Source organism: Bounagaea algeriensis (assembly GCF_054491375.1).
This window is the reverse complement of sequence record NZ_CM137102.1, coordinates 3352237-3366565: the sequence shown is the minus strand read 5'-3', so window position 1 is coordinate 3366565 and position 14329 is coordinate 3352237. Positions and strand designations below refer to the sequence as shown.

Here is a 14329-nt window from a genome sequence, read left to right as displayed (position 1 = left end):
ACCGGGGAGCTTTCGGAAGAACGGGTGCGGAGCACCCCAGTAGAACCGAACGGGAACGGCCCGTCACAGCCGGACGAGCGGCCATTCCCGCGGAGCACGGCGGGAATGGCAAGCGGGGTGGTACCGCGGACCGGTGCGCGACCGGCGCCGTCCCCGCCCAGGTGACCGAGGGTCGCCGTGTCGGCGGAGTCGAGGACGGACCGCGAGGAGCACAGCCGCGATGACGTATCCGAAAGTGCAGTTCAGCGGCGCGGAAGCGCCGGAGGGCGGGGTCGCCGCGCAACCATCCTTCCCGGAGATCGAGCGTGGGGTCCTCGACTACTGGGAGGCTGACGACACCTTCCGCGCCTCCGTCGAAGCGCGCGCGGCGGGCCAGCACGGGGCCAACGAGTTCGTCTTCTACGACGGCCCGCCGTTCGCGAACGGCCTGCCGCACTACGGGCACCTGCTGACCGGTTACGTCAAGGACGTGGTGCCCCGCTACCGGACGATGCGCGGGGAACGGGTGGAACGCCGCTTCGGCTGGGACTGCCACGGCCTGCCCGCCGAGGTCGAAGCGGAGAAGCAGCTCGGCATCACCTCGAAGGCCGAGATCGAAGCGATGGGCGTGGCCGAGTTCAACGAGGCCTGCCGCACCTCGGTGCTGCGCTACACCCAGGAGTGGCGCGACTACGTCACCCGCCAGGCCCGCTGGGTGGACTTCGAGAACGACTACAAGACGCTCGACCTGGACTACATGGAAAGCGTCATGTGGGCGTTCCGCACCCTGTGGGACAAGGGGCTGGTCTACCAGGGCTTCCGCGTGCTCTGGTACTGCTGGCGCTGCGAAACACCGCTGTCGAACACCGAAACGCGCATGGACGACGTGTACCGGCAGCGGCAGGACCCGGCCGTGACCGTCGGGCTGCGCCTGCGGGCCTCCGGCAAGTCCTACGACGGCGCGCTGGCCCTGGTGTGGACGACCACGCCGTGGACGCTGCCGTCCAACCTGGCCGCCGCGGTCAACCCGGAGATCGAGTACGTCGTCGTCGCCCCGCCCAACAGCAGCGAGCGCTACGTGCTCGCCGAGGCCCGCCTGCCGGTCTACGAGCGCGAACTGGGCGAGGACATCGCCGACCACGTCGTCGCGCGGTTTTCCGGGGACGAACTGCTCGGCACCGGCTACGAGCCGCCGTTCGACTTCTTCCGCGGGCGGGAGAACGCCCACCGGGTGCTCGAGGCCGACTACGTCAGCACCGAGGACGGCACGGGCATCGTGCACATCGCCCCCGCCTTCGGCGAGGAGGACAAGGTCGTCACCGACGCGGCCGGCATCGAACCGGTCGTGCCGGTCGACTCGCACGGCCGGTTCACCGCCGAGGTCGCCCCGTACGAGGGGCAGCAGGTCTTCGACGCCAACCGCAACATCATCCGCGACCTCAAGGAGGCCGGGCTGCTGCTGCGGCACGAGACCTACGACCACCCGTACCCGCACTGCTGGCGCTGCGACAACGCGCTGATCCAGCGCGCCGTGTCGTCCTGGTTCGTCGCGGTGTCCCAGTTCCGCGACCGCATGGTCGAGCTCAACCAGCGCATCGACTGGGTCCCCGAGCACGTCCGGGACGGCCAGTTCGGCAAGTGGCTGGAGAACGCCCGCGACTGGAACATCTCGCGCAACCGGTTCTGGGGCTCGCCGATCCCGGTGTGGATCTCCGACGACCCGGACCACCCGCGGGTCGACGTGTACGGCTCGCTGGACGAGCTGGAACGCGACTTCGGCGAACGGCCCACCGATCTGCACCGGCCGAACATCGACCGGCTCACCCGGCCGAACCCGGACGACCCGAGCGGGCGGTCCACGATGCGGCGGGTGCCCGACGTGCTCGACTGCTGGTTCGAGTCCGGGTCGATGCCGTTCGCGCAGGTGCACTACCCGTTCGACAACGCCGAGTGGTTCGAGCACCACTACCCGGGCGACTTCATCGTCGAGTACAACGGCCAGACCCGCGGCTGGTTCTACACGTTGCACGTGCTGGCCACCGCGTTGTTCGACCGGCCGGCGTTCAAGCACGTCGTCGCGCACGGCATCGTGCTCGGCCACGACGGCATGAAGATGTCGAAGTCCAAGGGCAACTACCCGGACGTCAACGAGGTCTTCGACCGCGACGGTGCGGACGCGATGCGCTGGTTCCTCATGTCCAGCCCGATCCTGCGCGGCGGTGACCTCGTCGTCACCGAACGCGGCATCCGCGACGCCGTGCGCCAGGCCGTGCTGCCGCTGTGGAACTCGTGGTACTTCCTCGCGCTGTACGCCAACGCGGAAGGCCTGTCCGGACGACCCCGCGCCGACAGCACGCACGTGCTCGACCGCTACATCCTCGCCAAGACGCACGAACTCGTCGGCGACGTGCAAGCCAGCATGGACGTCTACGACCTGGCGGGAGCATGCGCGAGCGTGCGGGAGTTCCTCGAGGTCCTGACGAACTGGTACGTCCGCCGCTCGCGGGAGCGCTTCTGGAGCGGTGACCGCGACGCGATCGACACGCTGCACACGGTCCTCGAGGCGACCTGCCGCGTGGTCGCCCCGCTGCTGCCGCTGACCGCCGAAGCCGTGTGGCGCGGCCTCACCGGCGGGCGCTCGGTGCACCTGGCCGACTGGCCGCTGTTCGACGAGCTGCCCGCCGACGCGGCGCTCGTGTCCGCCATGGACCAGGTGCGGCGCGTGTGCTCGGCGGCGCTCGGCCTGCGCAAGACGCACAAGCTGCGCGTGCGCCTGCCGCTGGCCCGGCTCGTCGTCGCCACGCCCGACGCGGAAGCGCTGCGGCCGTTCGTCGACCTCGTCCGCGACGAGGTCAACGTCAAGGAGGTCGAGCTCACCGAAGACGTGGCCGCCCACGGGCACTTCGAGGTCTCGGTCAACGCGCGCGCCGCCGGGCCGCGCCTGGGCCGCGATGTGCAGAAGACCATCAAGGCGGTCAAATCCGGCGAGTGGACCCGCACCGCGGCCGGCACGGTGCTCGCCGCGGGGGTGGAACTGCAGGAGGGCGAGTTCACCGAGCACCTCGTGTCCACCGGCTCCGGCGCCGCCTCCGCCCTGCCCTCGGGCACCGGCCTGGTGGTGCTGGACACCGAGGTCACCCCGGAGCTCGCCGCGGAAGGCGTGGCCCGGGACGCGGTCCGCGCGATCCAGCAGGCGCGGCGCGAGGCCGACCTCGACGTTTCCGACCGGGTCACCGTCACCGTGTCCGCACCGGAGGAGGTGCTCGCCGACGTCTCCGCGCACCGCTCCTTCATCGCCGGGGAGACCCTCGCGCGCGCCGTCGAGTTCGGCCCGGTCGAGGACGGGTTCACCGGGAGCGTCGGCAACGGCGCGCAGATCCGCATCCACGTGGCCAAGGCGTGAACCGCCATCGCCGGGGGCAAGTACGTCACCCTGTCGAGTGGTTTGAACTTTTCGCGAAAAAGTACGCACACCTGGGCTCGCGTCGAATTGATCACCGCTGCTGCGGAGATCCGGACCGCTGCCGGACAATGTCCGGTATGGCAGTAGTGATGCGCATCGACGACGTTCCGGACGAGGTCTACCGGGAACTGCGGGGGCAGGCGCGGGCCGCCGGCCGCTCCCTCGGCGACTACCTCCGCGACCGGCTCGGTGAGCTGGTCCGGCCCGAGCCGGCCCCCGCCCCGCGCACGACCGCGCAGGCCGTGCGGACCGCGGAGAACGTGCCGCTGCAGATGCGGCGCCGCATCGAGGAGGAGCACGCCGAGCCGATCCACCCGGACTACACAGATCACCCGGACCACCCGGACCACACTGCGTCGGCCCGCTCGACCGAGTAACCCGCGCACTGCGCGACAATGGTGCGGTGAGCACAGAACAGCCCCCCTCGGAGCAGCCGCGCGACGCGGAGGGCTCCGCCGCGGAGCCGGAGCGATCATCGGACGGGGAGCGATCATCGGGCGGGGACGGCCGGGCTGCCGAGCCCGGCGGCACCGGTGCTGGCGGCGGGGAGCACACCACCCGCGAGCGCGGGTCGCGTCGCCTGCTCGCCGTCCTGTTCGGGATCGCAGCGGGCGCCCTCGTCCTGGACGTGTTGACCAAGGTCGCCGTGGTCGCCACGTTGGAAGGCGGCCCGCCGGTGCGGGTGCTCGGCGGACTCGTCTACCTGGACGTCCTGCGCAACCCCGGTGCCGCGTTCTCCCTGGCCACCGGCATGACGTGGGTGCTGGCCCTGCTCGCGATCGGGTTCGTGGCCGGCATCGTCTGGTTGGCCCCCAAGCTCCGTTCGACGGGGTGGAGCATCGGTCTCGGCCTGATCCTGGGCGGCGCCTGCGGCAACCTCGTCGACCGGTTGTTCCGCGAGCCGGGTCCGCTGCGCGGGCACGTGGTCGACTTCATCTCCGTCTTCGCCCCGAACGGCGCCTACTTCCCGGTGTTCAACATCGCCGACTCCAGCATCGTCTGCGGCGGTGCGCTGGTGATCCTGCTGTCGTTGCTGGGGCGCGACTACGACGGAACCGTGCAGCGCAAGCGAGGAAAGCGAGCTGAGGACGACACGTGAGCGACCTTCGATCCTTACCGGTGCCCGACGGGCTGGACGGCATGCGCGTGGACGCGGGACTGGCCAAGCTGCTGGGGCTGTCCCGCAGCGCCGTGGCCGCCATGGCCGAGTCCGGCGACGTCGTCGTCGACGGCGCGCAGCTCGGCAAGTCCGAACGGTTGATCGCCGGCAGCTGGCTGCAGGTCAGCCTGCCCGAGCCGGAGCGGCCGCCGGAGGTCGTCGCGGTGCCCGTCGAGGGACTGGAGATCCTGCACCAGGACGACGACATCGTCGTCGTGCACAAGCCCATCGGGGTCGCGGTGCACCCGAGCCCGGGGTGGGAGGGGCCCACCGTGATCGGCGGGCTCGCCGCAGCCGGGGTGCGCATCGCCACTTCCGGACCGCCCGAACGCCAGGGCGTGGTGCACCGGCTCGACGTCGGCACCACCGGCGTCATGGTCGTGGCCAAGAGCGAACGCGCCTACTCCGCGTTGAAGCGCGCCTTCAAGGAGCGCACCGTGGACAAGCACTACCACGCGCTGGTGCAGGGGCACCCGGATCCCACGCGCGGCACGGTCGACGCGCCGATCGACCGTCACCCCCGGCAGGACCACAAGTTCGCCGTCGTCACCGGTGGCAAACCCAGCGTCACCCACTACGAAACGGTGGAGGCGTTCCGGGCGGCCTCGCTGCTCGACGTGAAGTTGGAAACCGGTCGCACCCACCAGATCCGCGTGCACTTCGCCGCGATGCGCCACCCCTGCGTCGGCGACCTGACCTACGGTGCCGATCCGGTGCTGACGCGCAAGCTCGGGCTGAGCCGTCAGTGGTTGCACGCGCGCACCCTCGTGTTCGATCACCCCGCCGACGGCACCCGGGTCTCCTTCGACAGCCCCTATCCGGATGATCTGCAGCGCGCCGTGGCCCTGCTGCGCGAGCCGGAAGGGTAGGCTTCTGCGGATCAGCGAGACCGTCCGGGCCGGCTCCGGGCAGGTGGCCCGGACGGTGCGGACCGCGGACGGAGGAACCCCATGAACCGGCCGAATCCCGAAGAGCAAACCCCGGGTGGGGAAGGCGCACCGCTCGAGGACGAGACCGCCACGCCGCCGGCGGGCATGTCCGCGCTGGGGGACCTCGAGCAGGCCTCCGGGGCGGACAACCTGGCCGACGTGATCAGGGCCGAGGACATGGGCTCCGCGGCGCCGAGCGTGCTCGGCGCCGCACCGGATCCGGACTCCTCCGCAGGCCCGGGGGAGTGGCCCACGTTGCAGCGCGAGCGTTCCCATTCCGAGGACGAGTCCTCCGGGAAGGGGATGTTCGACCGCTGGTTGCGTCCCGAGTGAGCCGGGGGCGGAGAATTTCGCCGAGTCGTCCCGCCCGCCCCCAGCGGACGGAGCGGCCCGGCGAAGTTCCACTACAGGTCGGTGATGTCCCAGGTGAGGGTCCACCAGGTGTCCTCGGCGGTGGGCGACCATCGCACCGAGACCAGCCGCGTCGATTCGGGCACCACGTACACGGTGTGGCCGCCGGCAGTGGCGCCCGGCTGGATCGGGGCGCCGTGCGGGGGACGTGAGGTCAGCGTCGTCGCCGACTTGTCCAACGTCGTGCCGTCATCGGCGACGAGGAGGAGGTGCTCGTCCGGAACCTGCTGGTAGGCCACCGGGCTGCGGTTGGTGAACTCGGTGTGCACCACCACGGCGCGTTCCTCCGCGCCGAGGCCGTGCCCGGCGGCGCTGAAGAAGTAGTCCGCGGGGTCGACGACCTCCACCAGCTGGATCGCGAGCTCCCCGCCGGGGCCTGCGATCTCGAGCGTGCTGCCGGTCTTTCCCCGGCGCGGGTTCATCGCGGGCCGGGTGCGTTCCGCCGCGAGCGGGTCGACGGCGCTGCCGCCCGCCTGCGGTCCCGGGGCGGAGTGCTCTCCCCGCGTCCAGCCCGTCGACCCGGCGGGTGGCCCCCACGTGTGCATCGGGTCGGGCTGTGCAGCACCCATCTGCTGCGGTCCGGAGTGCTGCGGTCCCGACTGCTGCGGTCCTGATTGCTGGGGTCCCATCTGCTGCGGTCCGGACTGCTGGGGTCCCATCTGCTGGGGTCCCGAGTGCGGTCCTGAGGGCGGGCCGGACGGGGACGGCGGTGCGGGCTGTACCGGATAACCCCCGCTGGGGTGCTGGTGCGGCGGCCCGGGCGGCGGGACGGGATAGCCGCCGCTGGCGGTCACGGGCGGCGGCGCCCCCGGTGACGGTGCTCCCGGCGGCTGCGGTGCGTTCGGCGGCATCCCCGGTGCCGGTGGGGCGGCAGTGAACGCCTGCGCCTGGGCGACCGCGTTGCGCAGGCCGCGCTGGTCGCAGTCCACCTGCACGGTCAGCGCAAGGCCGGTCGTGGACAGCGCGGCCAGTCGCGCCGCGACGTCGCGCACGTCCATGCCGAGGCGTCCGGCGAGCTCGGGCACCGTCGTGTCGCCCGCGTCCGCGAGGGCGCTGAGCAGTCGTACGTCTACCGGATCCGGACCAGCCACGTCGTGCCACGCTACCCGCTCGACACGCGGAAGCGGGCGAGGGCGGAAGCGGGCGGGGGAGGCCGCGCGGGCGCGGGTCCCCGTGGAGCGCGCCGACCGGAGCCAGGAGGTGAATGGGGGAGGCCGCGCGCGGGTCCCCGGCGCGGCCGCACCGGTCCTCGCGTTCGCGGCGGACTGTCGGTGGCCGGTGGCAGGCTGGCCGGTGGCAGGCTGGCCGGTGACAGGTTCGCTGACAACAGGTGGCTCGCGCGAGCGCCGCGCTGGTCCGGACTGTGCGCGCGACACCCGGCGGCCGGTCGCCGGTCCCGCGGGCGCGGATCGGTAGGCTGAAGCCGCCGCTCCCGTCAGCACGCGAAGGAGGACCCGTGTCTGTTGACCCCTTCGTCCACTTGCACGTACACACCGAGTACTCGATGTTGGACGGTGCGGCGAAGGTGGGCGCGCTGTTCACCGAAGCGCAACGGCTCGAGATGCCCGCTGTCGGGATGACCGACCACGGCAACATGTTCGGCGCCGACGAGTTCTACCAGCAGGCGCGGCAAGCGGGCATCAAGCCGATCATCGGCATCGAGGCCTACATCGCGCCGAACAGCCGGTACCATAAGAAGCCGGTGTTCTGGGGGGAGACGAAACAGCGCGCCACCGACGAGTTCGGCGAGGGCGGCGACGTCTCCGGCGCCGGCGCGTACACGCACATGACGATGCTCGCTGCCAGCGCCACCGGCCTGCGCAACCTCTTCACCCTGTCCAGCCGCGCCAGTTTCGAAGGTTTTTACAAGAAACCGAGGTGTTTGCTGCCGGGGCAGGAGATCACCACGCGCGAGGGCCTCAAGCGCATCGAGAACGTGCGCGTCGGCGACGAGGTGCTCACCCACCGCGGGCGGTTCCGCCGCGTCACCGAGGTGATGGAGAACCACCACGAGGGCGAGATCTACGGTGTGCGGCTGAACGGCCGCTACGACCGCGTCACGTGGATGACCGGCGAGCACCCGGTGCTCGTGCGCGGCCGGGACGGCAGCCGCTCGTGGGTGCGGGCGCGCGACCTCGTCGGCGCAGGTTCGGGCACCCGCGGGGGCGCCGAGCACTGCACCAGCTGGGTCTGCCTGCCCCGCACGCGCTCGGACGCGCCGCGGATCGACGAGGTGCGCACGGCCGAGCACGTCGCGGGGCTGTCCGAGACGATTCCGCTCGACTACGACTTCGGCCGCTTCCTCGGCCTCTGCGCCGCCGCAGGCAGCATCGACCGCGGTGCGTGCGTGCGGTGGCACTTCCACGAGTCCGAACAGGACCTGGTGGACTTCTGCGCGAAGATGGTGGAGCGCTGCACCGGCGAGGGGGTCGCCGTCCACGACCGGCCGGAGCAGCGCGGTGTCACCGCCAGCGCCGCCTCCGCCGAGCTCGCTGCGCTGATCGAATCGCTGTGCGGCAGCGGTGCGGGCAGCGAGCAGTTGCCCGACTTCCTCTTCGACGCCCCGGAGTCCTTCCAGCGCGGCGCGTTCGACGGCGTCCTGGCCGGTGGGGGTTCGCAGCAGCGCGACGGCGTGGTGCCGCTCGGTGCCGTCTCCGAGGACCTGATCTGGCAGCTGCGCACGCTCGCGGCGCGGCTGCACGCCGACTTCGTCGACATCGCACCCGACGAGCGGCCCGCGGAGGAGCTCGCCCGGGGCCGTCGCGGGAACTTCGCACGCGGGAACTTCGCACCGGGGGCCGGGCTGCGGCACAGCGAGGCCCGCAGCGACGAGGAGTTCGTCTACGTGCCGATCCGGGACGTCGTCACCGAGACCTACACCGGTCGTGTCCACAACATCGAAGTCGCCGACGACCACTCCTACGTCACGGACTTCGCGCTGCACAACTGCGATCGCGAGCTCCTGTCCGAGTACGCCGAGGGCATCATCGCCACCACCGGCTGCCCCTCGGGCGAGGTCCAGACGCGGCTGCGCCTGGGCCAGTTCAAGGAGGCCATGCAGGCCGCGTCCGACTACCGCGACATCTTCGGTCCGGACAACTTCTACCTGGAGCTGATGGACCACGGGCTGCCGATCGAGCGGCGCGTGCGCGAGGACCTGCTGAAAATCGGCAAGGAACTGGACATCCCGCCGCTGGCGACCAACGACAGCCACTACGTCACCGCCGACCAGGCCGACTCGCACGGCGCGCTGCTGTGCGTGCAGTCCGGCAAGACGCTCAGCGACGAGAACCGGTTCAAGCTCGACGGCGACGGCTACTACCTCAAGTCCGCGGAGGAGATGCGCGGGTACTGGGACAGCGAGGTCCCCGGCGCCGCGGACAACACGCTGCGGGTCATGGAGCAGGTCGAGTCCTACGAACAGGCCTACACCTACCAGGACCGGATGCCCCGCATCGCCAGTTCGGAAGGCAAGAGCGAACGCGAGCAGCTGGCCGCGGAGATCGAGCACTACCTGCCGTCGCGGTACCCGGAGGGGCCGACGCAGCAGTGCCGGCAGCAGATCGAGCTCGAACTCGACGTGCTGGACCAGAAGGGCTACTGCGCCTACTTCCTCGTCGTCGGTGACATCACCCGCTGGGCCAAGTCCGAAGGCATCCACGTGGGACCGGGCCGCGGTTCCGCGGCGGGGTCGCTGCTGGCCTACGTCCTGTACATCACCGACCTCGACCCGCTGGCGCACGGGCTCATCTTCGAGCGGTTCCTCAACCCGGAGCGCGACTCCCCGCCGGACATCGACCTCGACTTCGACGACCGGCACCGCGACGACGTGCTCGAGTACGCCATCGACAAGTACGGGCAGGACAAGGTCGCGCAGGTCATCACCTTCGGCAAGATCAAGACGAAGGCGGCGATCAAGGACGCGGCCCGCGTGCACCACGGCCAGCCGGGCTTCGCGATCGCGGACAAGATCTCCAAGGCGCTGCCCCCGCCGGTCGCGGCCAAGGACATCCCGCTGGAAGGCATCGTGGACCCCGAGCACGAGCGCTACGCCGAAGCGGCCGAGGTGCGCGGTCTCATCGAGAACGACCAGTCCGTGTCGCAGATCTTCGACACCGCGCGCGGCCTGGAGGGGCTGATCCGCAACGCCGGTGTGCACGCCTGCGCGGTGATCCTCTCCTCGCAGCCGCTGCTGGGCACGGTTCCGCTGTGGAAGCGCGACGACGGTGCGATCATCACCGGCTGGGACTACCCCTCGTGCGAGGCCATCGGTCTGCTGAAGATGGACTTCCTGGGGTTGTCCAACCTCACCATCCTCGGTGACGCCCTGCGGATGGTGCGGGACAACCACGAGCTGGAGATCGACCTGTCGACGCTGTCGCTGGACGATCCGAACACCTACCAGCTGCTGGCGCGCGGGGAGAGCCTCGGCGTGTTCCAGCTCGAGGGCGGCGGCATGCGCGAGCTGCTCAAGCGCATGCAGCCGACCGAGTTCGGCGACGTGGTGGCGGCCAACGCGCTGTACCGGCCGGGCCCGATGGAGGTCAACGCGCACCTCGACTACGCCGACCGGAAGAACGGCAAGAAGCCGGTCGAACCGATCCACCCGGAGCTGTCCGAGGACCTGGCCGACATCCTGGCCGAGACCTACGGCCTGATCGTCTACCAGGAGCAGATCATGGCCATCGCGCAGCGCGTGGCCAGCTACAGCCTGGGACGAGCCGACCTGCTGCGCCGCGCCATGGGCAAGAAGAAGAAGGAGGTGCTGGACCAGGAGTACGAGCACTTCCACGCCGGCATGCGGGGCAACGGCTACTCGGAGGAGGCCATCAGCACGCTGTGGTCGACGGTCCTGCCGTTCGCCGGCTACGCGTTCAACAAGTCGCACGCCGCCGGTTACGCCCTCATCGCGTACTGGACCGCCTACCTCAAGGCCAACTACCCGGCCGAGTACATGGCCGCCCTGCTGACGTCGAACGGCGACAACAAGGACAAGATGGCCGTGTACCTCGCCGAGTGCCGCCGGATGGGCGTGCGGGTCCTCTCGCCGGACGTGAACGACTCGCGCGAGACGTTCGCCGCCGTCAACGGCGACGTCCGCTTCGGCCTGTCGGCCATCCGCAACGTCGGCACGAACGTGGTCTCCGCGATCGAGTCGAACCGCCAGGAGGTCGGCCGCTACGGTTCGTTCACGGACTTCCTCGACAAGTCCGAGATCGTGGTGTGCAACAAGCGGGTCATCGAGTCGCTGGTCAAAGCCGGCGCGTTCGACTCGCTCGGGCACTCGCGCATGGGGCTGGTGCAGCAGCACGAAGCCGCTGTGGACGCGGTCACGGGCATCAAGCGGCAGCAGGCCATGGGCCAGTTCGACCTCTTCGGCGGGGGCGACACGGAGGACGGCGGCAGCGAGTCGTCACCGCTGGCGCACATGCGGTTCAGCTCCGAGGAGTGGCCGCGCAAGCAGTTGCTGTCCTACGAGCGGGAGATGCTCGGGCTGTACGTGTCGGCGCACCCGCTCGACGGGGCGCAGCGGCTGCTCGCGCCGTACCAGGACACCGGCATCGCCGAGCTGGTCAGCGGGGAGCGCGAAACGAGCGGGTCCGGCAAGGAGCAGATCCGCGTCGCGGGCATGATCTCCGGAATCCAGCGGCGCATCAACAAGAACGGGCAGCCGTGGGCGATCGTCACCCTGGAGGACCTCGACGCGGGCGTGGAGGTGCTGTTCTTCCCCAAGGCCTACGAGATGTTCGGCGACTGCCTGGTGGAGGACACGGCGATCGCCGTGAAGGGCCGCATCAACGAGCGGGAGGGCGCCATCAGCGTCTTCGCCTCCGACGCGGTTCCGGTGGACATCTCGGCGGCCGAGACCGACCCGGGGGCCGAACCGGCCTTCGTGATCAAGGTGCCGGTCAGCCGGGTCGACGAGTCCTTGGTGCAGGAGCTCAAGCGCACCCTGCGGGCGCATTCCGGCACCACTCCGGTGCACGTGAAGCTGCAGAGCCCGCGCGGGACCACTCGCATGGCCCTGTCCAGCGACTTCTTCGTCTCCACGGAGAACGGTCTGCAGGGCGAGCTGAAGGGGCTGCTCGGCGCCGGCTGCTTCGAGGCCGTGTAGGCCGGCGGGTACCGGCAACCGTCCGACCGTCGGTGTCCGCCCGCCGGCGTCTACCCGCCGGTGTCCGACCGTCGGTGTCCGGCCGCCGGCGTCCTGCGGATCCGAGCTCGCGCGGCTCCCGGTCGCAGGCGCACTGCCGCAGGGTCCGGTTCAGCTGCGGACGGCGGTTCAGCTGCGGACGACGACGCGGTACTGGCCGACGTCGCGGTGCTCGAACTCGGGGGAGTTGAACACGGCCGGGTCGAAGAACACCTCGTAGTCGTCCACGTTCGGATCCTTGGGGAAGACATCGGCCTTGAGCTGCAGGCTCAGGTCATCGGTGGCGTCGTCCGGCGGCGCGGCCGAGCCGCTCGCGGGGCCGCTCTCGGGCAGGCGGAGCACGAAGGCGTTCGGCGCGGGGAATTCGCTGGAGTCGAGCATGCGCACCAGCTGTTCGCCGTTGCGGGCATCGGACCAGCGTTCGATCTCCGCGGCGCGCCGGTCGTATTCGGCCAGCGGATTGGCGTAGTGCGGCGTCTCCTGCTGGAAGCCCCAGTACGGGCGGAACGACATGATCTTGTAGTCGGTCGTCAGGACGATGTTCTGCTGCGGCGCGCGTCCGGTCATCGAGCGGATCGCCCGGTCCACCGCGGCGGTTTCGGCGCCGGGTTCCGAGCGGTCGGTGCCGCCGAAGGCGTTGGTGCCGTTCGGGTAGTAGTCCTCGTGCGCGGTGGTGATCGACGTGGCGAGCTCGTCACCCACCGCGGTTTGCGCGAGCGTCATCGCACCGAAGAACGCCGCGGCGAAGCTGACCGCGCTGACGCGGACCGCGTGGTGCGCCGGCACGCTCCGGTGCACCCGCGAGGCGATGTCGACGAGCGCGAACACACCGGTCACGGCGAGTGCGGCGTCGAGGACGACGTTCAGCCGGAAAGCCAGCAGCGTGGTTTCGGCGATCAGCGCGAACGTCGACAGGACGAACCAGACGTACACGGCGAGCACGATCGTGAGCATCGCCGCGGCGACCGCGTTGCGGCGGCACCGCAGGATCAGCCACACCAGCCCGATCAGGGCCAGCACACCGAGCGCGTTGGCCTCGGACATCGGGATCGGCAGGTACGCACCGGATTCCGGCAGGTAGTGCTGGGCTGCGCTGCGGGGGCTGTTCAGCAGGAAGTCGGTGGCGATCAGGTACGGCGTCCACACCAGCAGGGCGAGCGCGAGGCTGACCAGGCCGATCGGCAGCAACCGGAGGAACAGCCGCCGGATCGTGGCACCCCAGGGGTGGCCGGAGCGGATGCGGAACGCGCCGATGACCACGGCCATGGTCACCACCAGCAGCACCGCGAATCCGAAGTGCAGGGTGTAGGTGACGGCGGCGAATCCGACGTAGCAGCCGACGAGCCCGTAGACCCACCGCGGCGAGGGGTTTTCGTGCCGCAGCACTTGCCAGACCAGCACGGCGATCGGCAGCAGCCACGCCGCCGACGGCCAGGCGTAGGGCTCTTCGATGCCGTGCAGCATGCCGGCCAGCGCGGTGACGAGCGCGGCGAGGAACGCCAGCCTCCGTCGCACGACGAGGCTCCACAGGGTGAACGCGACGACGGCGGTGACCGCCACCCAGGTCAGTGCGTACGGCTTGTACGCGGCCCAGCCGTCCCAGCCGATCAGGTTGGCGAAGCGGCCGCCGAGCCAGAACCAGCCGGCGGGGTAGTACGGCGCCAGGTGCGCGTAGTTCATGTCGACGAGACCGGCGTTCTCGGCCATGCGCGTCATGTACTGCAGCCGGAACCCGTTGTCCACTGAGGACCCGCCGAAGTAGAAGCGGGTCGACTGCAGCGGAATCGCGAGGACAAAAGTGACGAATGTGGACAGTCCTACCCAGACTCCACCGAGGTGGGACCAGCGCGGCAGGCGCCGCCGCCCGAAGGTCAGCGCGCCGAGCAGGGCTGCCAGCACGAGCGCACCGCTGACGACGGCGAGCGCTTCCGGGGCGTTGCTCGGTTCGATGATGGTGAACCGCGTGATGACGAACTGGATCAGCAGGCTCACCACCGCGCTCACCGCGATGCCGAGGAGCAGTTCGGCGATCGTGGTGCGCAGGGGCAGGCGGACGGTCGCACCGCGGTCATCGACCGGGTCCGGCCCGGTCAGCAAGGAACTCGGCAGGATTCCGGTCAATCTCGTGTCCTTCGCGTCAGGCACGGGGCGTGCGCGCAGAATAGTGGATGTCGGTGCGCCGCCGGGGTCACGGGTGATGGGTCCGGCGCGGGCGGGCGGTTAGGCTGTGCGAG

7 protein-coding genes and 2 pseudogenes are annotated in these 14329 nt (G+C 70.5%); 7 read left to right on the top strand and 2 right to left on the bottom strand.

Annotated elements, in window-relative coordinates; genetic code table 11:
• The first annotated feature begins 220 nt into the window (after positions 1-220).
• The 5 genes from ileS (at position 221) to ACVGV2_RS15325 (ending at position 5863) form a co-directional block, all read left to right on the top strand.
• Positions 221-3382, top strand: a complete 3162-nt coding sequence (gene ileS / locus ACVGV2_RS15345) for an isoleucine--tRNA ligase (RefSeq protein WP_459163050.1) — start codon at positions 221-223, stop codon at positions 3380-3382.
• Between the two features lie 137 nt (positions 3383-3519).
• A complete protein-coding gene (locus tag ACVGV2_RS15340; RefSeq protein ID WP_459163049.1) occupies positions 3520-3819 on the top strand; it encodes a hypothetical protein in 300 nt (99 codons plus the stop codon).
• A gap of 26 nt (positions 3820-3845) precedes the next feature.
• Positions 3846-4541: a signal peptidase II gene (lspA, locus tag ACVGV2_RS15335; protein ID WP_459163048.1), complete on the top strand. Its 696-nt coding sequence runs from the start codon at positions 3846-3848 to the stop codon at positions 4539-4541.
• Complete coding sequence (locus ACVGV2_RS15330) at positions 4538-5470, top strand: RluA family pseudouridine synthase (RefSeq protein WP_459163047.1); 933 nt, start codon at positions 4538-4540, stop codon at positions 5468-5470. Before lspA ends, ACVGV2_RS15330 begins: the two co-directional genes overlap by 4 nt.
• Before the next feature lie 81 nt (positions 5471-5551).
• Positions 5552-5863, top strand: a complete 312-nt coding sequence (locus tag ACVGV2_RS15325) for a hypothetical protein (RefSeq protein ID WP_459163046.1) — start codon at positions 5552-5554, stop codon at positions 5861-5863.
• A gap of 71 nt (positions 5864-5934) precedes the next feature.
• On the opposite strand, the gene ACVGV2_RS15320 is transcribed toward ACVGV2_RS15325, so the two are convergent.
• A complete protein-coding gene (locus ACVGV2_RS15320) occupies positions 5935-7032 on the bottom strand; it encodes an AsnC family protein (protein WP_459163045.1) in 1098 nt (365 codons plus the stop codon).
• 365 nt (positions 7033-7397) lie between these two features.
• Here ACVGV2_RS15320 and ACVGV2_RS15315 point away from each other — a divergent pair.
• Together ACVGV2_RS15315 and dnaE are read left to right on the top strand one after the other, a co-directional pair.
• Positions 7398-7820, top strand: a pseudogene (locus tag ACVGV2_RS15315) (PHP domain-containing protein); the annotation flags it as partial.
• A 1071-nt stretch (positions 7821-8891) separates the two neighbouring features.
• A pseudogene (gene dnaE, locus ACVGV2_RS15310) lies at positions 8892-12056 on the top strand (DNA polymerase III subunit alpha); the annotation flags it as partial.
• A 168-nt stretch (positions 12057-12224) separates the two neighbouring features.
• Here dnaE and ACVGV2_RS15305 read toward each other — a convergent pair.
• Positions 12225-14240 carry an arabinofuranosyltransferase gene (locus ACVGV2_RS15305; RefSeq protein ID WP_459163044.1) on the bottom strand — a complete coding sequence of 672 codons (2016 nt, stop codon included), beginning with the start codon at positions 14238-14240 and terminating at the stop codon, positions 12225-12227.
• Positions 14241-14329 lie beyond the last annotated feature (89 nt).